At 35.4% G+C, this 22,854-nt stretch carries 24 protein-coding genes; 12 read left to right on the top strand and 12 right to left on the bottom strand.

The window, feature by feature from the left end; genetic code table 11:
- The first annotated feature begins 114 nt into the window (after positions 1-114).
- Positions 115-438, top strand: coding sequence for a YbaB/EbfC family nucleoid-associated protein (locus tag RBH94_RS11690; RefSeq protein ID WP_307881058.1), 324 nt, complete (start codon positions 115-117; stop codon positions 436-438).
- A 2-nt stretch (positions 439-440) separates the two neighbouring features.
- Here the strand turns inward: RBH94_RS11690 and RBH94_RS11685 are convergent, their stop codons facing one another.
- Positions 441-1,457, bottom strand: a complete 1,017-nt coding sequence (locus RBH94_RS11685) for a low specificity L-threonine aldolase (RefSeq protein ID WP_307881057.1) — start codon at positions 1,455-1,457, stop codon at positions 441-443.
- 136 nt (positions 1,458-1,593) lie between these two features.
- Between RBH94_RS11685 and prfB the strand changes: the two genes are divergently transcribed.
- The 5 genes from prfB (at position 1,594) to RBH94_RS11660 (ending at position 7,924) form a co-directional block, all read left to right on the top strand.
- Positions 1,594-2,704 (top strand): peptide chain release factor 2 gene (gene prfB, locus RBH94_RS11680; protein WP_307881056.1). Its coding sequence is split into 2 segments (ribosomal slippage): positions 1,594-1,656 and positions 1,658-2,704, totalling 1,110 coding nucleotides; the frame shifts between segments, so codons are not numbered across the junction.
- Complete coding sequence (locus tag RBH94_RS11675) at positions 2,701-3,315, top strand: HAD family phosphatase (protein WP_307881055.1); 615 nt, start codon at positions 2,701-2,703, stop codon at positions 3,313-3,315. The genes prfB and RBH94_RS11675 overlap by 4 nt, the downstream gene beginning before the upstream one ends.
- Positions 3,312-3,653 carry an arsenate reductase (glutaredoxin) gene (gene arsC, locus RBH94_RS11670; protein WP_307881054.1) on the top strand — a complete coding sequence of 114 codons (342 nt, stop codon included), beginning with the start codon at positions 3,312-3,314 and terminating at the stop codon, positions 3,651-3,653. The genes RBH94_RS11675 and arsC overlap by 4 nt, the downstream gene beginning before the upstream one ends.
- A 66-nt stretch (positions 3,654-3,719) precedes the next feature.
- Complete coding sequence (locus RBH94_RS11665) at positions 3,720-5,276, top strand: VCBS repeat-containing protein (protein ID WP_307881053.1); 1,557 nt, start codon at positions 3,720-3,722, stop codon at positions 5,274-5,276.
- 101 nt (positions 5,277-5,377) lie between these two features.
- The gene (locus RBH94_RS11660; protein ID WP_307881052.1) at positions 5,378-7,924 is read left to right on the top strand and encodes an outer membrane beta-barrel protein; all 2,547 of its coding nucleotides are present in this window, start codon (positions 5,378-5,380) and stop codon (positions 7,922-7,924) included.
- A 78-nt stretch (positions 7,925-8,002) separates the two neighbouring features.
- Here RBH94_RS11660 and RBH94_RS11655 read toward each other — a convergent pair whose 3' ends face one another.
- The 3 genes from RBH94_RS11655 to RBH94_RS11645 form a co-directional block, all read right to left on the bottom strand.
- Positions 8,003-8,179 (bottom strand): hypothetical protein, encoded by a 177-nt coding sequence (locus tag RBH94_RS11655; protein ID WP_188215779.1) that lies wholly within the window; start codon positions 8,177-8,179, stop codon positions 8,003-8,005.
- Positions 8,180-8,302: 123 nt separating this feature from the next.
- Positions 8,303-8,746: an SRPBCC domain-containing protein gene (locus tag RBH94_RS11650; protein WP_307881051.1), complete on the bottom strand. Its 444-nt coding sequence runs from the start codon at positions 8,744-8,746 to the stop codon at positions 8,303-8,305.
- Positions 8,747-8,840: 94 nt separating this feature from the next.
- Entirely contained in the window at positions 8,841-9,482 is a 642-nt protein-coding gene (locus RBH94_RS11645; RefSeq protein ID WP_307881050.1) for a peroxiredoxin, read from the bottom strand.
- Positions 9,483-9,658: 176 nt separating this feature from the next.
- On the opposite strand from RBH94_RS11645, the gene fumC reads away from it, so the two are divergent.
- Positions 9,659-11,056 carry a class II fumarate hydratase gene (gene fumC / locus RBH94_RS11640; protein ID WP_307881049.1) on the top strand — a complete coding sequence of 466 codons (1,398 nt, stop codon included), beginning with the start codon at positions 9,659-9,661 and terminating at the stop codon, positions 11,054-11,056.
- A gap of 165 nt (positions 11,057-11,221) precedes the next feature.
- Here the strand turns inward: fumC and RBH94_RS11635 are convergent, their stop codons facing one another.
- Positions 11,222-11,797 (bottom strand): Crp/Fnr family transcriptional regulator, encoded by a 576-nt coding sequence (locus RBH94_RS11635; RefSeq protein ID WP_307881048.1) that lies wholly within the window; start codon positions 11,795-11,797, stop codon positions 11,222-11,224.
- Between the two features lie 274 nt (positions 11,798-12,071).
- Complete coding sequence (locus RBH94_RS11630) at positions 12,072-12,956, bottom strand: chromosome partitioning protein ParA (RefSeq protein WP_307881047.1); 885 nt, start codon at positions 12,954-12,956, stop codon at positions 12,072-12,074.
- Positions 12,957-13,063: 107 nt separating this feature from the next.
- Between RBH94_RS11630 and RBH94_RS11625 the strand changes: the two genes are divergently transcribed.
- Entirely contained in the window at positions 13,064-14,086 is a 1,023-nt protein-coding gene (locus RBH94_RS11625) for a formimidoylglutamase (protein ID WP_307881046.1), read from the top strand.
- On the opposite strand, the gene RBH94_RS11620 is transcribed toward RBH94_RS11625, so the two are convergent.
- Positions 14,083-14,670 carry an NUDIX domain-containing protein gene (locus tag RBH94_RS11620; RefSeq protein WP_307881045.1) on the bottom strand — a complete coding sequence of 196 codons (588 nt, stop codon included), beginning with the start codon at positions 14,668-14,670 and terminating at the stop codon, positions 14,083-14,085. The genes RBH94_RS11625 and RBH94_RS11620 overlap by 4 nt on opposite strands.
- Positions 14,671-14,908: 238 nt before the next feature.
- On the opposite strand from RBH94_RS11620, the gene RBH94_RS11615 reads away from it, so the two are divergent.
- On the top strand, positions 14,909-15,139 hold the full coding sequence (locus RBH94_RS11615; protein ID WP_307881044.1) for a hypothetical protein: 231 nt from the start codon (positions 14,909-14,911) through the stop codon (positions 15,137-15,139).
- 64 nt (positions 15,140-15,203) lie between these two features.
- Here the strand turns inward: RBH94_RS11615 and ettA are convergent, their stop codons facing one another.
- Both ettA and RBH94_RS11605 read right to left on the bottom strand, forming a co-directional pair.
- Entirely contained in the window at positions 15,204-16,895 is a 1,692-nt protein-coding gene (gene ettA, locus RBH94_RS11610) for an energy-dependent translational throttle protein EttA (protein WP_307881043.1), read from the bottom strand.
- 1 nt (position 16,896) lies between these two features.
- Positions 16,897-17,079 carry a CAL67264 family membrane protein gene (locus RBH94_RS11605; protein ID WP_188215789.1) on the bottom strand — a complete coding sequence of 61 codons (183 nt, stop codon included), beginning with the start codon at positions 17,077-17,079 and terminating at the stop codon, positions 16,897-16,899.
- A gap of 487 nt (positions 17,080-17,566) precedes the next feature.
- On the opposite strand from RBH94_RS11605, the gene RBH94_RS11600 reads away from it, so the two are divergent.
- Positions 17,567-18,751 (top strand): MFS transporter, encoded by a 1,185-nt coding sequence (locus RBH94_RS11600; protein ID WP_307881042.1) that lies wholly within the window; start codon positions 17,567-17,569, stop codon positions 18,749-18,751.
- Positions 18,752-18,817: 66 nt separating this feature from the next.
- Here the strand turns inward: RBH94_RS11600 and RBH94_RS11595 are convergent, their stop codons facing one another.
- Genes RBH94_RS11595 through RBH94_RS11585 form a run of 3 tightly spaced genes read right to left on the bottom strand, consistent with a single transcriptional unit; the run spans position 18,818 to position 20,567 of the window.
- The gene (locus RBH94_RS11595; RefSeq protein ID WP_307881041.1) at positions 18,818-19,540 is read right to left on the bottom strand and encodes a pirin family protein; all 723 of its coding nucleotides are present in this window, start codon (positions 19,538-19,540) and stop codon (positions 18,818-18,820) included.
- A 19-nt stretch (positions 19,541-19,559) separates the two neighbouring features.
- Positions 19,560-19,997: a MarR family winged helix-turn-helix transcriptional regulator gene (locus RBH94_RS11590; RefSeq protein WP_307881040.1), complete on the bottom strand. Its 438-nt coding sequence runs from the start codon at positions 19,995-19,997 to the stop codon at positions 19,560-19,562.
- Positions 19,998-20,021: 24 nt separating this feature from the next.
- Positions 20,022-20,567 carry an NADPH-dependent FMN reductase gene (locus tag RBH94_RS11585; RefSeq protein WP_307881039.1) on the bottom strand — a complete coding sequence of 182 codons (546 nt, stop codon included), beginning with the start codon at positions 20,565-20,567 and terminating at the stop codon, positions 20,022-20,024.
- A gap of 155 nt (positions 20,568-20,722) precedes the next feature.
- On the opposite strand from RBH94_RS11585, the gene RBH94_RS11580 reads away from it, so the two are divergent.
- Both RBH94_RS11580 and RBH94_RS11575 read left to right on the top strand, forming a co-directional pair.
- A complete protein-coding gene (locus tag RBH94_RS11580; RefSeq protein ID WP_307881038.1) occupies positions 20,723-22,351 on the top strand; it encodes an acyl-CoA carboxylase subunit beta in 1,629 nt (542 codons plus the stop codon).
- A 58-nt stretch (positions 22,352-22,409) separates the two neighbouring features.
- Positions 22,410-22,832, top strand: coding sequence for a DoxX family protein (locus tag RBH94_RS11575; RefSeq protein WP_307881037.1), 423 nt, complete (start codon positions 22,410-22,412; stop codon positions 22,830-22,832).
- Positions 22,833-22,854 lie beyond the last annotated feature (22 nt).

The raw sequence follows: 22,854 nt of genomic DNA, 5'->3' as shown, positions 1-22,854 counted from the left end.
AGTTCGCAAAAATAATGCTAATGATTAATATAATGTTGAAGTTTTTCATTTTTCAAGGAATTTAATTTCAATTTAGTCTTGAATCCCTAAATTTGTCACAAAAAATCACACACTATGTTTGGAGATATGATGAATATGATGGGAAAACTTAAAGAAACCCAGCAAAAAGTTGAAGATACAAAAAAACGTTTGGACACTGTTTTAATTGATGAGTCTAGTAATGACAACAAATTAAAAATTACATTAACAGCAAACCGAACTATTAAATCTATTGACATTGACGATGAGCTTCTAGAAGATAAAGAGCAACTTGAAGACTATTTAATTCTAACTTTAAACAAGGCTATTGAAAAAGCGACTAAAGTAAACGAAGCTGAATTAGCTGCCGTTGCTAAAGAAGGTATGCCAAACATACCCGGTATGGATTTGTTTAAGTAAATCTAAAAAGTTTGGAGACACTCCAAAACTTTTTCATGCATACTATTGGTATAATCGAGGTGAGTTACCATGCGTAGCTTACCTCCACCCATACCAATAATATGAATGTTATTTTCTTCTAATTTGTTTAGGAAAGCATTCTCATCAACATCGGCGTGCAATTCAAAAATAACAATGTTTGTTTCGATCGCCTCTACAGATTTTACCGCTGATAATTTACCAAGCGCTTCTCCTAACTCTTTAGCCTTTTTGTGATCTTCTGCTAAACGATTAATGTTGTTATCTAAAGCATACAACCCGGCAGCCGCCAGATACCCCACCTGACGCATATTGCCACCAAATATTTTACGGACTCTTAAAGCCTCCTTCATTATATCGGCATCTCCTACTAAAACCGACCCCACAGGGCACCCCAAACCTTTACTTAAGCACACCGAAATCGTATCGAATACATCGCCATATTGTTTGGGTGTTTCATTTTTTGCAACCAACGCATGCCATAATCGCGCACCGTCTAAATGAAATCCGAAATTATGGGTATTGCATACTTCCTTTATCTTTAATAATTCTTGGTAATCCCAGCACGCACCACCGCCCTTATTAGTCGTGTTTTCAACTTCTACCAAACTGGTTTTTGCATAATAATAAGCATCCGGATTTATAGCTTCTACAACCTGATCTGCAGTAAACATACCTCGATTGCCATCTATCAATTTACAGGACACGCCACTATTAAAAGACGCTCCGCCCGATTCATAATTATAAATGTGAGCATACTTATCACAAATCACCTGTTCTCCCGGATTGGTATGTAATTTTATAGCCGTTTGGTTAGCCATCGTACCACTCGGAAAAAACAGCGCCTGCTCTTTTCCGAACATGTCAGCAATTCGTTTTTCAAGGATATTCATGGTTTCATCCTCGCGGAAGACATCATCCCCAACTTGTGCTTGCATCATAGCTTCAAGCATGTCTTTACTTGGTTTTGTAACGGTATCGCTGCGTAAATCTATTTTCATCTAAAAAAGAAATTAAAAGCTAAATTGTCGAGTAAAACTATAAAATTATCTCAACAATACTTTTCTGCTCTTCCTTTAAATTTTATTTTTGTTGAAAATAAAAGCCAATACTTGGCGAATACTATAAAATTGACATATGATAACTTCCGATCAAATTAAAGATCTTAACACCCGCCTTGATAAACTAAGGCACTATCTTTGACTTAGATAGAAAACTTATTGAAATACAAAACGAAGAAGAAAAAACCTTTGACCCCGATTTCTGGAACGATCCAAAAGCTGCCGAAGCTATTATGAAATCGCTTCGTGTGAAAAAAAAATGGGTTGAAGATTACAATACCATAAAAACACTTATTGAAGATTTAGATGTTCTTTATGAGTTTTATAAAGAAGGTGAATCTACCGAAGAAGATGTACAAAACCAGTACGATAAAGCTTCTGTGCTTTTAGAAGATACTGAGTTTAAAAACATGCTTTCAGATGAAGGTGACAGCCTGAGTGCCGTATTGCAAATTACCGCTGGTGCCGGTGGCACTGAAAGCTGCGACTGGGCAAGTATGTTGATGCGCATGTACCTAATGTACGCCGAAAAAAGCGGATTTAAAGTTAAAGAATTAAACTTTCAGGAAGGTGATGTTGCCGGGATAAAAACCGTAACTCTAGAAATCGAAGGCGACTTCGCGTTCGGTTGGCTTAAAGGTGAAAATGGTGTGCATCGCTTAGTGCGTATTTCTCCATTTGACAGCAACGCTAAACGTCACACCAGTTTTGCTTCGGTTTACGTGTATCCTTTAGTTGACGACACTATTGAAATTGAAATCAACCCTGCTGATATTGAAATTACAACTGCCAGATCAAGTGGTGCCGGTGGACAAAACGTGAATAAGGTAGAAACTAAAGTTCAGTTAACGCATAAACCTACAGGTATTCAAATTTCATGTTCCGAAACCCGTTCGCAACATGATAACCGTGCACGTGCCATGCAAATGCTTAAATCTCAACTTTATGAAATTGAACTGCAAAAGCAAATGGCGCAGCGTGAAGATATTGAGGCTAGTAAAATGAAAATTGAGTGGGGAAGCCAGATTCGTAACTACGTCATGCAACCCTATAAATTGGTTAAGGATGTTAGAACAAGTCATGAAACAAGTAATGTAGATGCCGTTATGGATGGAAATATTGGTCCGTTTTTAAAAGCCTATCTCATGATGATGGGACAAAAAGTTGAAGACGATAACACACTATGATAGATACTATAATTTTCGATTTAGGCGGCGTACTAATTGACTGGAACCCTGAGTATGTGTTTTTAGAAGCCTTTAATGGCGACAAAGAAAAAACGAAATGGTTTTTACAAAACATTTGCACTGGCGACTGGAATGAAAATCAGGACGCTGGCTATCCACTAGCTCAGGCCACCGAAGATTTAGTTAATAAACACCCTGAATACGAATCTTATATACGTATGTTTTACGGTGATTGGGAAAAAATGCTAGGAGGAGCCATCGAAGGCACAGTAGCTATCTTAGACAAGTTCATTCAGTCTAACAACTATAAAGTGGTCGCTTTAACCAATTGGAGTAACGAAACCTTCCCTATCGCCCAAAGACGATTTGAATTTTTAAAGTGGTTTGATGGTATTGTGGTTTCTGGAGATGAAAACACCAGAAAACCTTTTAAAGACATTTACGACATTACGTTAAACCGTTTCAATATAAATCCTGAAAACGCGCTTTTTATTGATGACAACCTCCGAAATATCGAGGCTGCAAAAGCATTAAAAATAAACGGAATTCACTTTAAAAATCCTGAACAATTAATTGACGAATTAAAATCTTATAATATTCATATCTCATGATTAAAATATATCACAACAACCGATGCAGTAAATCTCGTTTAGGTGTACAATTTTTAGAAGATGCTGGTAAAGACTTCGAAATTGTAAAATATCTTGAAAACGTTCCTACCGAAGCCGAATTAACGGAAATTATTAAACTTCTGGGAATTACTCCAATGGAATTAGTTAGAAAAAATGAAGCCGTTTGGAAATCCGATTACAAAGGAAAAGACTTGAGTGATTCACAAATCATTAAAGCTATGGTTGAAAATCCGAAATTAATAGAGCGCCCTATAGTCATAAATGGCGATAAAGGCGTGGTTGGAAGACCAACAGAAAAAATTGCTGAAATTTTTTAAATTCTGAAATCATATTTAGGAAGGTTTTTATTTATATTTAATTTTTTAAAACTGACCTTCCTAAGTATGAAAAAAGTATTGGCTTATGTCCTTCCCTTGGTAATGCTATCGGCATTACTTTTTTTTACCCTTAAATCATATTCTAAAACAACTACAGTACCGGTAACTAAATTAGAAAACACCGAACAATTGAGCGGACGGGAATTAGCGAAAAGATACTGTACCATGTGTCACCTTTTTCCAGAACCAAATTTATTAGACAAAACCACCTGGACAGATAAAGTTTTGCCAAACATGGGACTTCGTTTAGGGGTTAAAGATTCAAAAACAGACCCTTATAAAGATTTAGATCCCAAAGAAATTCAAATTATAAAAAGCCTGAATATCTTTCCGAATAATCAAATTATTCTGGATGATGACTGGGAAAAAATTGTAAAATACTATAAAAGCGAAGCACCCTCAAAACTTCCGGTTGCTAAAAACAATACGCCTGTTAACAACAATTTAATGCCTTTCGAAGCCCAATATATCACCGTAGGCGATAACAAAATGCCAATGGTTACCATGTTGGAATACAATAAAAAAACTTCAGAATTATATATTGGAGATTTCAACAACCTCTATGCCGTAAAAAACACAGGAGAATTAACGGGCCATTGGAAATTAAACAGCCCCGCCACTCATGCTGAATTTCGAGATAATAAATCGCCTTTAATTTTAGGTATAGGTCATTTTGCGCCGTCAGACCAAGAAAAAGGTGTGCTAGCGAGCCTCTATCCTTCTCAAAACAGTAACGATAATATTTTTATTCAAAACTTAAAACGGCCTGTACATTTTGTTACTGGCGATTTAAATAATGACAATAAAAAAGATGTAGTTGTTTGTAATTTTGGAAATTATACGGGTAAACTAGCCTGGTACGAGGATTTTGATGTTAATAAGGAACATGTACTAAGTTACCTTCCCGGAGCTCGTGTAGCCTATATAAAAGACATGAACAACGACGGTAAACCAGATGTAGTTGCTCTAATGGCTCAGGCTTTTGAGCGCGTTTCCATTTTTTACAATCAGGGTAATGGTATTTTTGAAGAAGATAAAGTGGTTGAATTTCCACCTGTATACGGTGTTAGCTATCTGGAACTGGTAGATATAAATAAAGACGGATTTAGCGACCTTATTGTAAGTAACGGGGATAATTGGGATTTATCTCCTATAGAAAAACCCTATCACGGATTTAGAATTTACCTAAATGATGGTAAAAACCATTTTAAAGAAAGCTACTTCTACTCTTTTAGTGGATGTAGTAAAGTTATGACCGGAGATTTTGATAGCGATAACGATTTAGACATTGTAGCCATTTCATTTTATTCACAATTAGATAAACCTAATGAAAGTTTTGTTTATCTGCAAAATGATGGCAACATGAATTTTACGGCATCGCATTTACCTCAGGCAAAAGATGGAAAATGGCTAACTATGGAAATTGCCGATTTTAACAACGACAAAAAAGATGATGTTCTCTTAGGGTCGTTCATCTATAATATATCAGAAATGGGGAAAGCAGCGACTTCTGCTGGTCACGCTAACTTCTCGCAGGTGCTTTTACTAACGCAAAAAAAATAACTACTTGGTAACCTCTGGTTAACTTGCTAATTAACTTTATTTTAACAAAACCCTACTAAACTTATATGTTTTTTTGAAGTCTAATACTTTAAAAAACAACTATGACCAAATATCTACTAACTGTCTTTTCAATTTTTGGCTTGACATTTTCACTTATTGCCCAACCCAAAAGCACAGATCCTGTCGCTGAAAAAAATATCATTATTACAGGACGTGTAATTGATAAAGACCTTAAAATGCCTTTAGAATATGCAACTGTTGCCTTTTTCAGTAAATCTGAAAATAAAATTGTAGACGGCTGTATAACAGACACCAATGGTAATTTTAGTATCCCTGTTGCTAAAGGTATTTATGATATTACTATCGAATACATATCTTACAAAAAAGTTACGCTTAGCAATAAAAACCTAACTAAAAACGAAGATTTAGGAACTATTGGCCTTATTGAAAACTTGTCTGCTTTAGACGAGGTTGAAATTATTGCTGAAAAAACTACGGTTGAAATAAAACTCGACAAAAAAATATATAACATTGGTAAAGATTTAACCACTGCCGGAGGAACGGTTAGCGACGCTTTAAACAATGTACCGTCTGTATCTGTTGATGTTGAAGGCGCCATTAGTTTAAGAGGAAATGAAAATGTTAGAATTTTAATTAACGGAAAACCTTCTGCTATGGCAGGATTTGGCGACACTAATATATTCAGTCAGTTACCGGCTGAAGCTATCGAGCGTGTTGAAGTGATAACATCGCCTTCTGCAAGATACGACGCCGAAGGTACTGCGGGTATTTTAAATATCATTTTAAGACAAAAGGAAACATTAGGGTTTAACGGATCTTTTAACTTAACGCTGGGAAATCCAGATAATGTAGGAGTATCTGCTAATTTAAATTACCGTACAGAAAAATTCAACCTGTTCTCTAATTTAGGGTTCCGTTATTCGGCACCTCCAAGAATCAGCTTTAACGATAGTAAATACTCGGCAACAACCGTAGACGGTGTAACTACTAATCCGGAATACGAAAGAATCATTGAAGATCAAAAGGTCGATCGCCTTAATAGAAATTACAATGCCAATACAGGAATTGAATATTTCTTAAGTGATAAAACTTCTGTAACGGCTAGTTTATTCTATAATTTTGGTAACGACGACGATTTATCGCTTAATACCAGTGATCGTTACAACGGCGGAAGTATCGTTGAAAAAACCTTAAGAAGTGAGCAGGAAAGTGAAGATGATAATAAATACCAGGTTGCGTTAAACTACATTACAAAGTTTAACGATGACGGACACCAATTAACGGCCGACTTTCAATATGAAAATGGTTCAGAAGATAAATTGACAGTTATTAACGAAGATTATATTGACACTGACAAAACAAACCCTGATTCTTTCCAAAATGAGAATGTTTTCACTGTTGAAGATGAAAAAGAGTATTTATTACAAGCCGATTATGTGTTACCTATAAATGATAAATCGCGTTTTGAAGCTGGTTATCGGGGAAATTTCAGAAATAAATTAACCGATTACGTGCTACAACAAGAAGACATAAGCGATGGTAGCTACTTTGTTAACGACACATTAACGAACATTTTTGATTATACCCAGAATGTAAATGCCCTGTATACGCAATACGGAACCAAATTTGGAGAGTTCTCTTTCTTATTGGGTTTACGCCTGGAAAACACACAGCTTAAAGGCGATATTGACTCTCGTTTAACAGAAGAAGAGCTGCAAACAGCCTTTGGATATCCTATTGATACTTCATTTGATAATAATTATTTAGGACTGTTCCCTACAGTGAATTTGATATATAATTTAGCTGGAGGTAGTGAAGATTCAGAAGAAAATATTTCATTTGGTTATAACAGACGTATTAACAGACCTAATAGCTGGTTTATAAATCCGTTCCCATCGCGTTCAAGCCGAACAACGGTATTTCAAGGTAATCCTAACCTAGAGCCTGCCTTTGCAAGCGCCTTTGATATTGGATACTTAAAACGCTGGGATAAATTAACTTTAACCTCTTCTATCTACTACCAATACGAAACAGACTCGTTTGAATTTATTCAGGAAAACACCGGATATTATACTTCTGATGGTATTCAAATTACTCGAAGAATCCCTATAAACCTATCGAACAATACCAGAACGGGTGGTGAAGTTGGTGTTATGTATAACCCTGAAAAATGGTTACGCATTAATTCTAGTTTTAACTTCTTCCAGTTTGAAAAAGAAGGAGAATTTAATGGTATTGATTATGGCACTAAAAACACAAGTTGGTTCGCACGTTTTAGCAGTAAAGTAACACTTCCTGCAAGTATTGATTGGCAAACTAATATGAACTACCGTGGCCCGAGTGCTACCGCTCAAGGGGAAACCGAAGGTATTTTCTCTATAGACCTAGCCTTTAGTAAGGATATCTTCAATAACAATGCTACGGTTTCGTTAAATGCTAGAGATTTGTTGAACTCTAGAAAACGTAAATCGACAAGATTCACTGAAGGTATTGAAACCTACAGCGAGTTCCAATGGAGACAACGTCAGGTTAATCTATCTTTAATTTACAGATTCAACCAACAAAAGAAACGTGAACGCCCTAACGGTGGCGGAGGCATGGACGACGATGATATGGGAGGTTTTTAAAACAACCTCCTCCAACAAAAAAAAGGGAAGCTAAATATTATTAGCTTCCCTTTTTTATTAATATGTTGTCAAAAAATGTTAGGCGTTTTGACGCTTAGCTTTTTTCTCTTCTCTAATTTCTTTCATTCTTTCAATTAAAGCGCCTCCAATCCAGTAAGGAATTACGAACGTTAATAAGAAAATCATTAACCAAAACCCTATGGTTAAGATGGTTAAAAATGCTAAAAATCCTAAATATTGGTCAAAATCGAACATAATTGTTAAGTGTCTTTTTAAAAATATGTAGCAAAGATAGTATAAAGCTTTTTGTAATACAATATGAATCTAAAATTTATTAACAGAGTTTTCAAGATTTACAACCTTCATATTACAGTTAGCTCAGCTATTTTCAGATAACTCTTTTACTATTTGAAGCGCTTCAACAAACGTTTTCTCGAAATACGACTGATATTCCTCGATGGTATCTAAACCAACCTCTAGAGTCGTCAGTGCATTTACTTCTGTTAATGTATAATCTTCTTTAGCACCCAACCAATCTTTGGTCTTTTCATCTGGAGGCAACTCAATACCTTTCTCAAACATGCCTAAATGTTCAATGCCCATAAATTCGTTGGTGATCCTTTTATAAATTCTGCTCACCATACCACTGCCCTCTCCATTTACAAACAAAGCCTTGCTTCCTTCCTGCCAATCTGTTTTTACTTGCGAATCTTCACTAAAAACCTTAGTCCATTTCGGATAGGTTTCAGCTCCCCAAAGTACTTCCCAAACCTTAGATTTTTCAGCACTAATTTCAACCTTGAAATTTACCCTCTGTAACATGATTGAACTGTATTAAAATGATATCACTAAAATTATGACTTAATTTAATAAAAAAAGCACCGACTTTAATTATCGATGCTTTACAATTTAAGTGTTAATCTAAATTGGGTTGTGGTGTTATCCTTAAATAAGGCTTAATTTCTTTATGTCCTTTTGGGAATAAACTCGGAATTTGGTCATTGGTAATCGCGGGTGAAATCACAACGTCTTCGCCACTTTTCCAGTTAGCAGGTGTTGCTACTTTATGATAAGCAGTTAATTGCAAACTATCTATAACTCGTAACAATTCTTCAAAATTTCTTCCCGTTGAAGCCGGGTAAGTAATAATTAATTTAACTTTTTTATCATCCCCAATAACAAACACCGAACGCACAGTAAATTTTTCGCTGGCATTAGGATGAATCATATCGTATAACTCAGACACTTTTCGGTCTTCATCTGCAATAATTGGAAAGTTTACGGTTGTATTTTGTGTCTCGTTTATATCGTTTACCCACCCTTCGTGCGACTCTAAACCATCTACACTTAAGGCTACAACTTTAACATTACGCTTCGCAAATTCATCCTTATATTTTGCCACCGTACCCAATTCTGTTGTACACACAGGTGTGTAATCTGCCGGATGCGAAAATAAAATCCCCCAACTATCTCCTAACCATTCATGAAAATTAATATCACCTTCGGTTGATTTTGCTGTAAAATTAGGGGCTGTATCTCCTAATCTAATTGTTGCCATAATTAATATATTTTATAAATTTTAATTCCTACTAAACTAATCAATTTAATAGAATTAATAAAGAGATTTTAACTTTAAATTTTCAAGATGAAAAAATTTAATAAAACTAACTTTTATCATGCCTTTAAACCTTCTAAAAAACTTAACTTTGTTACTTTAATCAAATCATTATTACGATGAGTTTTAGAATAGAAAAAGATACCATGGGCGAGGTTAAAGTACCTGCCGATAAACTTTGGGGCGCACAAACCGAGCGTTCAAGAAACAATTTTAAAATAGGACCTGCAGCATCTATGCCTTTAGAAATTGTTTACGGATTTGCTTACCTAAAAAAAGCAGCCGCTTACACCAACTGCGAATTAGGGGTTTTACCAATTGAAAAGCGCGATTTAATCGCTGCTGTTTGTGATGAAATTTTAGAAGGAAAGCACGATAATCAATTTCCTTTAGTTATCTGGCAAACCGGTTCAGGAACCCAAAGTAATATGAATGTTAACGAAGTTATCGCTAACCGTGCTCAACAATTAGCAGGCAAAGTTATTGGTGAAGGCGATAAGGTTATTCAACCAAACGACGACGTTAACAAATCGCAATCGTCTAATGACACGTTCCCTACCGGGATGCACATTGCAGCCTACAAAAAAATTGTAGAGGTAACATTACCAGGTGTAAAACAATTACGCGATACACTTCAAAAGAAATCTGATGCTTTTAAAAATGTTGTTAAAATTGGACGCACGCACCTTATGGATGCGACGCCATTAACTTTAGGGCAAGAGCTTTCTGGATATGTAGCGCAATTAAATTACGGTATTAAAGCATTAGAAAACACTTTACCTCACTTAAGTGAACTAGCTTTAGGAGGTACTGCTGTAGGTACCGGATTAAATACGCCTAAAGGATACAGTAAACGTGTGTCTGAATATATTGCTCAGTTTACAAAATTACCGTTTGTAACGGCTCCTAATAAATTTGAGGCGCTTGCTGCTCACGATGCTTTAGTTGAAACTCACGGGGCGTTAAAGCAATTAGCAGTTTCTTTAAATAAAATCGCTAATGATATCAGATTAATGGCTTCAGGTCCAAGAAGTGGAATTGGAGAAATAATTATTCCTGCTAACGAGCCTGGAAGTTCTATTATGCCAGGAAAAGTAAACCCTACCCAGTGTGAAGCTTTAACTATGGTTTGTGCTCAGGTTATGGGTAACGATGTAGCGGTTTCTGTTGGTGGTTTACAAGGACACTACGAGCTTAACGTATTTAAACCAGTTATGGCTGCCAATGTATTACAATCGGCGGAGCTAATTGGTAATGCTTGTGTAAGTTTTGATGAAAATTGTGCAGTAGGTATCGAACCAAACCAAGAAGTTATTACAAAATTACTTAATAACTCTTTAATGCTTGTTACTGCTTTAAATACAAAAATTGGATATTACAAAGCAGCTGAGATAGCTAATACAGCCCACAAAAATGGAACCACTTTAAAAGAGGAAGCCGTTAATTTAGGGTATGTAACTGCCGAAGATTACGATAACTGGGTAAAACCAGAAGACATGGTTGGAAGCTTAAAATAAAAGACATCCAAACCTTATAAAACAAAAAAACAGGTCATTTAAATGACCTGTTTTTTTTATTGGTTGGTTAGCTATTAATCTTTCCTTGTTAGTTAATTAGGTATACTTAAGAAAGGAATTCCTGCCAAATATATTACTTAACAGCCACCAATCAATTAACAAATGTTAATTGATTTCATTTTTTTTTCGTATTCGACTCAATTGAACTGGTGTAATACCCAAATACGATGCTATATGATATTGTGGTATAATTTTGTCTACATCAGGAATTTGTCTTTGTAATTCTAAATACCTGTCTTTAGCTTCAAGTGAAATTAAATCCACCAGGCGTTTTTCATACAACACATAAAACGATTGCAGTACTTTATTATATAGTTTGCTAACCGATAAATTTGTCTCGGCTAACTCCATGACTTTTTTAAAATCGACTTCATGAATTTCACAATCCGTAAGTGTCTCAAACACAAATTGTGAGGGTTGGTTTTTCATTAAAGCGGTTAACGAGCCAAAAAAACTATTGGACAGGTAAAAGCTTTTATTAAACTCCTTTCCTGATTCGGTACAAATATAACACCTAACTACCCCTGAAAGTAGTAAATATACCTTATTGGGAACTTCGTTTAACTTAACCAGTTGGGTACCTGATTTTAGTGTTTTTAACTCCGACACTTTTAAAAGTTCTTCAAATGTTTCACTAGAAATATTTGAAAAAGAATTTAAAATTTCTTCTTCTAATTGCATTCTATTAAAAGGTTTTCAAGCATTAGTACATGCTTATTTGGTATTAGTTAGTTATAACAGATGCATTATTTAACAAAAGGGATGAGTTGCTATTAATCTCCTAAGTCATACATATGCAGTGCATACCATCAAATGTATAAGTTATGCTGTTATATCACAACATTTAATTTGAATTTCGAGCAAGAGCAAAATAATTTCTTTCAAACGAAACATTATTGTATGAAAAAACCCCAAGCTTTCACTTGAGGTTTTATACGATTTGGGTTATATATGTTTACTTAAGCGTAAATTCTGATGTAGATACTAAATCTTTTTCATTAAAAACATTCACAATGTAACGACCTTTATCAAATTTTTCATCGCCATTAGGGGCGATAAATTCGCATACATTTAAGTTTGAATTTTCATAGTTAAACTTACTAATTACACTATAATTTAAAGTAACATCATCAAACTGTACTTGCTCGTTTAAACCAATGATATTGTTTTTAGGATCGATTACCTGAATATATAATTCCTGATCGCCGGCTTGTACCAATTTATTTTTAGCAACAATAAAACATACTCTTACTTTATCACTACGTCCTGCACGCTCTGTTGGGATAACTTTACCAGATGTTCTTACAATAACACCAGAAGCTTTTAAATCTACCGCAGAAAGCACCGCTGCATTAGAAACAACTTCTGCTAAAGCTGTATTTTGTAATAATAACGAATCGTTAAACATGGTACGTTCCTCCAGGCGCACACGGGTACTATCTAAAGAGGTTGCTAAATAAGCATTCTGTACTTTTAAAGAATCGTTTTGAGCTAACAACACATCCATCTCTTTTTGTAAAGACACATATTTTTGCTTGTATCGCCATAAGCTTTTCACGTTAGTTTCAGAGATTTTTAATGAATCCATCAACCCTTGAATACGTGCTCGGGCTTCTATTAAATTTTGGTTGGCAACTTCATTTTCACCTATAGCTTCATCATACTGACTCGCCATTAAGCTTAATTCATCCATCACTTTTTGTTTTTCTTCTGTTAAGTCCTTTTGAACTTTGTTACTCTCCTGGTACAAGTTCATTGAATAGAATGCTGTTCCTAAAAATAGAACTACTGCAATCCCCAACGCAACCTTCAAACCGATACTGCTTTTGTTGTTTTCCATAATTGCTTGTTTTTAATGATTAAAATCTACGTTATTTAATATTTTTTACTTTTATAATGCCACAAATAAATAATGATGTAATTTCGTTTCAAAATTTATTTACTCACATGGATAAACTCATTTTATTCGATAAAAATAGTTTAAATAAACTATTAAACAAACGTTCTGGTGAATCCAAGTTTGGTCAAGACATTCAGCTCTTAACCAGCATTTCAAATATATACGACCAACTTAAAAGTTTGGACGTCAAGCATGTAATTATTGGTTTACCAGAGGATGTAGGAGTGTTCGCTAATCATGGTAAAACAGGCACTTCTAAAACGTGGGAAATTGCCTTAAAAACCCTATTAAACATACAAAGTAACGAGTTTACAACACCTCAAAACGTTTTAATTTTGGGACATTTAGATTTTTCTGAAGAATTAGAAAAATTATCTCTTTTAAATCCTGATAAGAAGAAAAGTTTTGTAAAAGCCAGAGAGATTGTAAAAGAAATAGACGCTCATGTCTCTTTTTTAATCAACCAAATTGTGAGAGCTGGAAAGAAGCCAATTATTATTGGTGGCGGACATAATAACGCCTACGGGAATATAAAAGGAACAAGTCTAGCTTTAGGAAAACCCATCAATGTGGTAAATATGGATGCGCATTCCGATTTTAGAGCTGAAGAAGGTAGACATAGTGGTAACGGTTTTAGTTATGCGTATTCTGAAGGCTTTCTAAAAAACTATTCTATTTTCGGATTGCAACAAAATTACACCTCAAGGGGTCTTTTTAAAACTTTGAAAAAGTTAGATAATATACATTACACTACCTTCGAAGATATTGAAGTGACTCACAAAATAAAATTCTCAGTAGCTTTAAAAGAGGCTCTAGATTTTGTTAGCAGTAGTCCTTATGGTATTGAAGTGGATTGTGATACAATTGAAAATATACCAAGCAGCGCCATGACACCAAGTGGTTTCTCTGTCAATAATGCCAGACGATTTGTTAGTTTTTTTGGAGAGCACTCTAATGCCAGCTACTTACACATTTGTGAAGCAGCTCCAAGCCCTGAAACGGCATCGCAAGTTGGTAAACTTATCACGTATTTAATAACCGACTTTATCAGTGCACAAAACAACCTTTAGTTGTTTTGTGCTTCCATTAGGTTATGAATTAAAGCATATTGCAACAATACAATCGTTCTGGTGTCATGAATTTTACCAGAATTCAACATATTAATAGCTTCTGAAAAAGGTAGCTCAAGAACCTCAATATCTTCATGTTCGCTATCTAAACCTCCTCCGTCATTCACCTTCATATCATCAGTATATTCACCTATAAAAAAATGCATTTTCTCTGTCATTACTCCGGGAGAAGAATACGCTTCATATACCTTCTTAACCTTTTTTAATCGGTAGCCCACTTCCTCTTCTGTTTCTCTTATAATACAAGCTTCTGGATTATCTTTATCTAACATACCTGCACAAATTTCCACCAGATAGCCATCGGTATTATCATTCATAAACGTTGGCATTCTAAACTGTTTGGTTAAAATAACCGTCTGTTTTTGGGGATTATACAATAAAATACCGGCACCATCCCCTCGATCGTAAACCTCGCGCATTTGAGTAACCCATTGGCCATTACTCATTAAATACTTAAACGTAAGTTTATTTAATATATAGTAATTATCAGATAACAACTGGCTGTCTATATCTTTTACACGCATGTCTTTCATTATTAAAAATTGATTATAAATCTATTGAAAAGATAATGCTTTTTAATAAATTTTTAAGCCATTTTTAGTCTGCCTATTTCACCGAAATACCTTTAAAAATAAGGGCATTACGGAAAAAACAAATAATAAACTTCTTACATTAAAATTTATAACAATATCATTTTTAATTATTTAATCAACAAAATATAGTATATTTGATTAGCTATTAAATCATTCTAAAGCATCTATTATGCTACCTATTAAACTATCGGCGTCTAAGCTTTTACTAAGCCAAATAGACATTGTGACTGTGCTTGTTATAGTCGTTGTATTTTTTTCGATACTTCTTGTTTTAGGTATTAGAAAGTCCTACAAATTAAAAAAGGAAAATGAACGTCTTGATAAGATAAGTGAAGAAATGGCTCGTAAAGAAGAAAAATATACAGATTTTACCGAAGGCCATATGTACAATAACAATTAAACTTGATAATATAAAAAAAGCCAGCTTTTAGCTGGCTTTTTTTATATCAAATGACTCTACTAAATTAGCGAACCAATTTTTTGTATTTAATACGTTTTGGTGTTAAATCGCCACCTAAACGTTTCTTTTTATTTTCTTCGTATTCGCTAAAGCTTCCTTCAAAGAAATATACTTGAGAATCGCCTTCAAAAGCTAAAATATGTGTACAAATACGATCTAAGAACCAACGGTCGTGAGAAATCACTACGGCACAACCAGCAAAGTTTTCTAAACCTTCTTCAAGCGCTCTTAACGTATTTACATCAAGGTCATTGGTAGGCTCATCCAGTAACAGTACGTTTCCTTCTTCTTTAAGTGTCATCGCTAAGTGTAAACGGTTTCGTTCTCCACCCGATAACAACTTCACTTTTTTATTCTGTTCACCTCCAGAAAAGTTAAAACGACTTAAGTAGGCTCTGGAGTTCACCTCTTTTCCACCCATAAATACCAATTCCTGCTCATCACTAAAGTTTTGCCAAATGGTTTTCTCCGGATCTATATTCGAATGACTTTGATCGACATATGCAATCTTAGCCGTGTCCCCGACTTTAAATTCACCTTTGTCTGGTGTTTCTTCCCCCATAATCATTCTGAAGATGGTTGTTTTACCAGCACCATTCGGACCAATAACCCCTACAATCCCAGCTTGTGGTAAGTTAAAGTTTAAGTCTTCATAAAGTAACTTATCGTCATAACCTTTGCTTACACCAACGGCTTCAATAACATTGGTTCCTAAACGAGGTCCGTTAGGGATATAAATTTCTAACTTCTCGTCCAGTTGTTTCTGGTCCTGACTTAATAATTTATCGTAGTTTTTTAAACGCGCTTTTTGTTTGGTTTGACGTCCTTTTGCTCCCTGACGTACCCATTCAAGCTCACGCTCTAACGTTTTTTGACGCTTAGAAGCCGATTTACTTTCCTGCGCTAAACGCTTCGCTTTCTGGTCTAACCAAGATGAATAGTTCCCTTTCCAAGGAATTCCTTCCCCTCTGTCTAACTCTAAAATCCATCCTGCAACGTTATCTAAAAAGTACCTATCGTGCGTTACCGCAATTACGGTTCCTTTGTATTGCGCTAAATGTTGCTCTAACCAGTGTACCGACTCAGCATCTAAGTGGTTGGTAGGCTCATCCAGTAATAACACGTCTGGTTCTTGTAATAACAAGCGACATAAAGCCACACGACGACGCTCTCCTCCAGAAAGTACACTAATCTTTTTATCCCCATCTGGCGTACGTAACGCGTCCATAGCGATTTCTAATTTGGTGTCCAGTTCCCAGGCGTTAGAAGCATCAATCTGATCTTGAAGTGCTGCCTGACGGTTCATTAGCTTTTCCATTTTGTCTGGATCGCTATACACTTCTTCCAAACCAAACATATCGTTAATTTTATTGTATTCATCAAGAATAGCTACCGTTTCAGCGGCACCTTCTTTTACAATTTCCATAACGGTTTTATCCTCATCTAACTGTGGTTCCTGCTCTAAATACCCTACCGAATAGTCTTGTAAAAAGGTTACATCGCCTTGATAATTCTTATCTAATCCGGCAATAATTTTAAGCAAAGTGGATTTACCAGAACCATTTAAACCAAGAATCCCGATTTTTGCTCCGTAAAAAAAGCTTAAATAAATATTTTTTAAAACAGGTGTATTTGCACCTTGAAATGTCTTGGTTAAACCAGACATCGAGAAAATTACTTTCTTGTCGTCACTCATATTATACTCTACCTTTTAAAGCATTAAAAACCCAGGCAACTGCAAAAAACCCGATACCAACGGCTGCAAAACCCCAACCTGCTACGTCATCGTATCTAAACGCTCCAAGAGCGATTAAACTTAAACCTACAAAAATCATAATCCAAGTTGCCCATGATAACACGGTATTTTTATTCATTGCCATAATTAATTTTATTTTAGTCTTAGGACGCATCCTTGCTTCACAAGGTCAGGTTTTACGCTGTATCTTTTTACTTGTTCTCGATACAATTCGCTTAAAACGAATCACTCGAACTGACGTAAAAAGGATGCCACTTCAACCCTTTGCGCAAAATTTTAAAGGACAAATATCGTACTTTTAACAGGAATTGGAAAACTTATAAATTAATATTATTTCTTTGTTAATTCTAATCCCTCTTCCACTTCTGTTTCTATTTTCATTTTCAAATGAATAACTTCTTTAATTTACATTTTGTTCCCTAGGAAACTATTTCTTAAGAATACATTAATTTTCCTAGGAAAATAATTAATTAAAACGAACAGAACTGGTTTTATATTCAATACTTCTTAATTAACATTTATTTTACCATTTATAATGCTTTAGCACCAGTATTTACAACTACTTTTGTGGTTTGGTTTTCACCAGAAATAAATTATAAAAATCATTTTTTATGAATAAATCCTTATTGTCTTTAGCCATTGGTGGATTTGGAATCGGACTCACAGAATTCGTCATCATGGGGATTTTACCTGATGTCGCTTCTGCCTTTTCTATTAGCATTCCGCAGGCAGGACATTTTATATCGGCTTATGCTTTAGGCGTAGTTGTTGGTGCTCCTCTCCTAACAGGCTTAGGGAGTAAATGGCCAGCGCACAAAGTGCTTTTAGGTTTAATGCTTTGGTTTACGGTATTTAATACGCTTTCAGCATTTGCAACAGGATATACCTCTTTTTTAATTTTGAGATTTTTATCGGGGCTACCCCATGGTGCATTTTTCGGTATTGGAGCCGTCGTTGCAGGAAAATTATCGAAACCTGGAAAAGAAGCTCAAGGCATTGCTATCATGTTTAGCGGATTAACCATTGCCAACCTTTTAGGGGTACCGCTTGGAACTTATTTAGGTAAACATTTTAGCTGGAATACCTCATTTCTTATGGTGGGCATTGTTGGTATATTGGCAGTTACCGGAGTAAAACTGTGGATGCCTGTATTGAAACAATCATCTGAAAACAGTTTTATTAGCGAATTTAAAATATTTAAACGTGTAGAACTTTGGCTGATTATCCTACTAACTACTATCGGAACTGGTGGATTCTTCGCCTGGTATAGCTACATAGCACCATTAATTACTGAAGTTGCCGGACACCCGGACGAAATGGTATCTCTTGCCATGATACTTGCGGGATTAGGTATGGTAATCGGTAATTTTATTGGCGCTAAAATGTCTGAAAAATTTGGTCCGATGCAGGCCATCATTATTACGTTAATCCTTATGGTTAGTGCGTTAGCGCTTAACACCTATCTAGCACATGATAAAATTCTTGTTTTAGTAATGACCTTCTTAATTGGGACGATAACCTTTTGTATTTCAACACCAATTCAAGTCGCTATTATAAGAGCTTCTAAAGGTTCTGAAACCTTAGGGTCTTCGCTAAATCAAAGTGCTTTTAATATTGGTAATGCTTCCGGTGCGTATTTTGCCGGATTGCCAATTGCCATGGGTTTTGGGTATACAGCAGCCGATTGGGTTGGTGCTGCTATGGCTGGAACAGGAATCATTATTGCTTTGATTATTATGGCACTCCGACAGAAACAGACCAAACGCAAAAAAACGGTTGAAGCATGCTATTCTTAAACCATTAAAATAGACAAAAAAAAAGCCCGACCAAGTTGGTCGGGCTTTTGCTATTAATCAACATATTTAGAATTCCATAGGTACTTCAATAAATAAAATACTGGAATCTTCTTTTGTTTCTATTTCAAAATCTAAAGCTTCAGAAACACCTATAGCATCTCTTGTTTGCAAAATATTTCCATCAATAACAAACTCTCCATAGACATTCATGACATAAACACCATGCTTATCGCTTTTCAGACTGTAGTTAAACGTTTGCCCTTTATCTAAATCTATTCGAGATAATACAGCATCTTGATGAATTTTTAAACTACTTTCATGATTCTCGTCAATGGAAGTCACTAAAGTTTGTAATTTGTTCTTTCTTTCTGTTTCATCAAATGATTTTTGATCGTAACGCGGTGCTACATTTTGTTTGTCTGGAAACACCCAGATTTGAAATAAACCTAAATGCTCTTCAGCTGAACCATTTATTTCTGAATGTTGCACCCCAGTTCCTGCAGACATGACCTGTACTTCTCCTGGCAATACGGCTTGCCATTCGTTATGCATTGAATCTCTGTGCTTCAGTACACCTTTTAACGGAATGGTAATGATTTCCATATTGTCGTGAGGGTGCGTACCAAAGCCCATACTCGGTGCTATCATATCATCATTCAAAACACGTAAAGCACCAAAATGTACTTTCTCAGGGTTATAAAAACCTGCAAAACTAAAGGAATGATTCGCCTGTAACCATCCGTGGTTTGCAAAACCTCTGCTATCTGATTTGTGAATTACTGTCTTCATTTTAAACTTTCCTTTCTTTTTATCTCATTTTATCAAGCAGATGACTTAGGTGTTCTGCTTCTTCTTCGGTAAGGTTTTTAATTAAATCTTTATTGAAATCATCTGGAACCGATGCCAAAAGTTTCAATCCTTTTTCTGTTATGGCTATCTTCACCACACGCCTATCATGCGCACACGGTAACCGCTCAATAAAATCTTTAGCACATAATTTATCCATTAGTCTTGTCGCATTAGGTGCACGCTCAATCATACGGTCTTTAATCACCTGAACGTTTAGCGCCTCTCCTGCTCCTCTTAAAATACGAAGGATGTTATATTGCTGAGGCGAAATACCATAAGACTTAAAAAATTCGTTTTGGCAACTTGAAATCCAATTCCCTGTATAAAGAATATTCACCAACGCTTTTTGCTTATTATTTGCAAACTTCGAATTTATCTCTTTGGCTAAATCTCCCATAACTTTTAACAATTTGTGTTTTACTTACACAGTTTCTACTTGTAATTTACTTTGAAACTGTTCAACTGCATTCTTTAATTGCGTATTATATTCTTCATTTCCAATTTTTCCATTAGCAAAATTATTTCCGAAAAATGGCAATGAAAACACCTCTATAATATCGGCATCATGCCAAGGAAATCTACTTTTCGCTACATCTAATACCGATGCTCCTCCTCGCCCTCCTGGCGACGTTGCCATTAATAACATAGGCTTATCGAAAAACGTTTTTCCTTCAATTCTGGACATCCAGTCAAACAAATTTTTAAATACTGCTGTATATGCACCATTATGCTCTGCTAACGATAACAAAATACCATCTGAATTTTTAATATATTCAATAAACTTGTATGCGTTTTCAGGAATACCATGTTCATTTTCGTAGTCAATACCATAAAGTGGTAACTCAAAATCATTCAAGTCTAAAATAGTCACTTCTGCACCTTCTACTAAACTGGCTGCATAGGTTACTAATTGTTTATTAATGGATTGCTTACTATTGGTTCCTGCAAAGGCTATTATCTTTTTCATAACTATATATTATATCTTAAATCTTTGTCAAAGATATGAAAAATAAATTTACATTCCAAGGAAACTATTTCTAAGGAATATATTTTAGTATAATCTTAACATTAGCTTTAAGTTTAATTTGAAACTTTTGTATTTTAGCCACAAATTACACGTCAATGGATTTAAACTTCAATAAGAACGAAGATTACAATAAACTTTTAGTATCACAACTTAAAAAACGGCTAGCTAAAGTACATTTAGGCGGCGGTAAAAAGAGCATTGAAAAGCTTCACAGTAAAGGGAAGATGACCGCTAGAGAGCGTATAGATTATCTGTTAGATGCTAAAACTAAATCCATTGAAATTGGCGCCTTTGCTGGTGAAGACATGTACGAAGAGCACGGTGGCTGTCCATCGGCAGGTGTGGTTGTAAAGATAGGATATATTAAAGGCAAACAATGCATCGTCGTGGCTAATGATGCCACCGTAAAAGCAGGTGCCTGGTTTCCTATTACCGCTAAAAAGAATTTAAGAGCTCAGGAAATAGCCATTGAAAATAAACTACCTATCATCTATTTAGTAGATAGTGCTGGCGTGTATTTACCATTACAGGATGAAATTTTTCCAGATAAGGAACACTTCGGGCGCATTTTTAGAAATAACGCCATTATGAGTAGTATGGGTATTACCCAAATTGCTGCCGTAATGGGAAGTTGTGTAGCTGGTGGTGCCTATTTACCAATTATGAGTGATGAAGCTTTAATCGTAGATAAAACAGGAAGTATCTTCTTAGCCGGAAGCTATTTAGTGAAAGCTGCCATTGGTGAAACTATAGATAACGAAACTTTAGGAGGCGCTACAACCCACTGTGAAATTTCCGGTGTTACCGATTATAAAGCTAAAGACGACAAAGACGCTTTAGACACCATAAAAAACATAGTCGATAAAATTGGTGATTACGACAAAGCCGGATTTAACAGAGCTGAGCCGCAAAAACCAAAGGAAAACCAAGATGATATTTTTGGCATATTGCCAAAATCGAGAGCCGATCAATACGACACTTACGAAATCATTAAAAGGTTAGTTGATAACTCAGAATTTGATGAATATAAAGCAGGTTATGGAAAATCCATCATTACCTGCTACGCCCGCATTGACGGTTGGGCTGTTGGTATCGTAGCCAATCAGCGTAAACTGGTAAAAACCAAACAAGGAGAAATGCAGTTTGGCGGTGTCATTTACAACGATAGTGCTGATAAAGCCACACGATTCATTGCGAATTGTAACCAAAAGAAAATTCCCTTAGTATTTTTACAAGACGTTACCGGGTTTATGGTAGGTAGTAAAAGTGAACACGGTGGTATTATAAAAGATGGCGCTAAAATGGTTAACGCAGTGAGTAACTCAGTAGTCCCTAAATTTACAGTTATTATGGGAAATAGTTACGGAGCAGGAAATTACGCGATGTGCGGAAAAGCATACGATCCTAGATTAATCGTTGCCTGGCCAAGTGCTGAATTAGCCGTAATGAGTGGGAATTCGGCTGCGAAAGTCTTACTTCAAATTGAAACTGCTTCACTTAAAAAGAAAGGAGAAACCATTACTCCTGAAAAAGAAAAAGCCCTTTATAACGACATTAAATCGAGATACGATGCGCAGGTATCACCGTATTACGCAGCAGCACGCATCTGGACGGATGCTATTATTAATCCGTTAGACACCAGAACATGGATTAGTATGGGTATTGAAGCGGCAAACCATGCGCCTATTGAGAAACCTTTTAACCTTGGTGTGATACAAGTTTAATTGGCTTTTATGCTTTATTTTTTGTATCTTATTAATTGAAAATCAACAACTTTTAATTATGGATACAATAAAAACACTTAATAAGTGGGCCAATGCGCATACTTATTTGCCTTTGGATATATTACGTGTTGCTCTTGGTGTCTTTCTGTTTATTAAAGGCATTAGTTTTATGTCTGACAGTATGATGCTAGTCGAACTTTTTAAACCTATGCAAAACTGGGCTGGCGGTATGGTTGCCATACATTATGTGGCACCTGCTCATTTTATAGGTGGCATGCTCATTGCTTTTGGTTTACTTACCCGTTGGGCAATTATTGGACAATTACCTATTTTAATTGGTGCAATACTCATTAATTTTGTTGGAGAAATGCATTCCGGAAATTTAATTCTTGCACTTATTACATTTGTAGTGTGTATATTTTTCCTGTTCTACGGTTCGGGAAAACACTCTTTAGATTATTACTTTAAAATGCAACAATAAAAAAAGAGCGACCAAATGGTCG

The sequence above is a fragment of the Aestuariibaculum sp. YM273 genome, assembly GCF_030908365.1.
Lineage (GTDB): Bacteria > Bacteroidota > Bacteroidia > Flavobacteriales > Flavobacteriaceae > Aestuariibaculum > Aestuariibaculum marinum.
This window is presented reverse-complemented; position numbering and strand designations above follow the sequence as displayed.

What these genes read in the sequence shown, in the direction of transcription:
- RBH94_RS11615 (WP_307881044.1), top strand. Translation starts at nt 14,909, where the DNA reads ATGCTACCTATTAAACTATCGGCGTCTAAGCTTTTACTAAGCCAAATA.
- RBH94_RS11595 (WP_307881041.1), bottom strand. Translation starts at nt 19,540, where the DNA reads ATGAAGACAGTAATTCACAAATCAGATAGCAGAGGTTTTGCAAACCAC.
- RBH94_RS11675 (WP_307881055.1), top strand. Translation starts at nt 2,701, where the DNA reads ATGATAGATACTATAATTTTCGATTTAGGCGGCGTACTAATTGACTGG.
- RBH94_RS11665 (WP_307881053.1), top strand. Translation starts at nt 3,720, where the DNA reads ATGAAAAAAGTATTGGCTTATGTCCTTCCCTTGGTAATGCTATCGGCA.
- RBH94_RS11690 (WP_307881058.1), top strand. Translation starts at nt 115, where the DNA reads ATGTTTGGAGATATGATGAATATGATGGGAAAACTTAAAGAAACCCAG.
- RBH94_RS11650 (WP_307881051.1), bottom strand. Translation starts at nt 8,746, where the DNA reads ATGTTACAGAGGGTAAATTTCAAGGTTGAAATTAGTGCTGAAAAATCT.
- fumC (WP_307881049.1), top strand. Translation starts at nt 9,659, where the DNA reads ATGAGTTTTAGAATAGAAAAAGATACCATGGGCGAGGTTAAAGTACCT.
- RBH94_RS11600 (WP_307881042.1), top strand. Translation starts at nt 17,567, where the DNA reads ATGAATAAATCCTTATTGTCTTTAGCCATTGGTGGATTTGGAATCGGA.
- RBH94_RS11645 (WP_307881050.1), bottom strand. Translation starts at nt 9,482, where the DNA reads ATGGCAACAATTAGATTAGGAGATACAGCCCCTAATTTTACAGCAAAA.
- RBH94_RS11575 (WP_307881037.1), top strand. Translation starts at nt 22,410, where the DNA reads ATGGATACAATAAAAACACTTAATAAGTGGGCCAATGCGCATACTTAT.
- RBH94_RS11590 (WP_307881040.1), bottom strand. Translation starts at nt 19,997, where the DNA reads ATGGGAGATTTAGCCAAAGAGATAAATTCGAAGTTTGCAAATAATAAG.
- RBH94_RS11625 (WP_307881046.1), top strand. Translation starts at nt 13,064, where the DNA reads ATGGATAAACTCATTTTATTCGATAAAAATAGTTTAAATAAACTATTA.
- RBH94_RS11685 (WP_307881057.1), bottom strand. Translation starts at nt 1,457, where the DNA reads ATGAAAATAGATTTACGCAGCGATACCGTTACAAAACCAAGTAAAGAC.
- RBH94_RS11635 (WP_307881048.1), bottom strand. Translation starts at nt 11,797, where the DNA reads ATGCAATTAGAAGAAGAAATTTTAAATTCTTTTTCAAATATTTCTAGT.
- RBH94_RS11580 (WP_307881038.1), top strand. Translation starts at nt 20,723, where the DNA reads ATGGATTTAAACTTCAATAAGAACGAAGATTACAATAAACTTTTAGTA.
- RBH94_RS11605 (WP_188215789.1), bottom strand. Translation starts at nt 17,079, where the DNA reads ATGGCAATGAATAAAAATACCGTGTTATCATGGGCAACTTGGATTATG.
- RBH94_RS11630 (WP_307881047.1), bottom strand. Translation starts at nt 12,956, where the DNA reads ATGGAAAACAACAAAAGCAGTATCGGTTTGAAGGTTGCGTTGGGGATT.
- RBH94_RS11620 (WP_307881045.1), bottom strand. Translation starts at nt 14,670, where the DNA reads ATGCGTGTAAAAGATATAGACAGCCAGTTGTTATCTGATAATTACTAT.
- arsC (WP_307881054.1), top strand. Translation starts at nt 3,312, where the DNA reads ATGATTAAAATATATCACAACAACCGATGCAGTAAATCTCGTTTAGGT.
- RBH94_RS11655 (WP_188215779.1), bottom strand. Translation starts at nt 8,179, where the DNA reads ATGTTCGATTTTGACCAATATTTAGGATTTTTAGCATTTTTAACCATC.
- RBH94_RS11585 (WP_307881039.1), bottom strand. Translation starts at nt 20,567, where the DNA reads ATGAAAAAGATAATAGCCTTTGCAGGAACCAATAGTAAGCAATCCATT.
- ettA (WP_307881043.1), bottom strand. Translation starts at nt 16,895, where the DNA reads ATGAGTGACGACAAGAAAGTAATTTTCTCGATGTCTGGTTTAACCAAG.
- RBH94_RS11660 (WP_307881052.1), top strand. Translation starts at nt 5,378, where the DNA reads ATGACCAAATATCTACTAACTGTCTTTTCAATTTTTGGCTTGACATTT.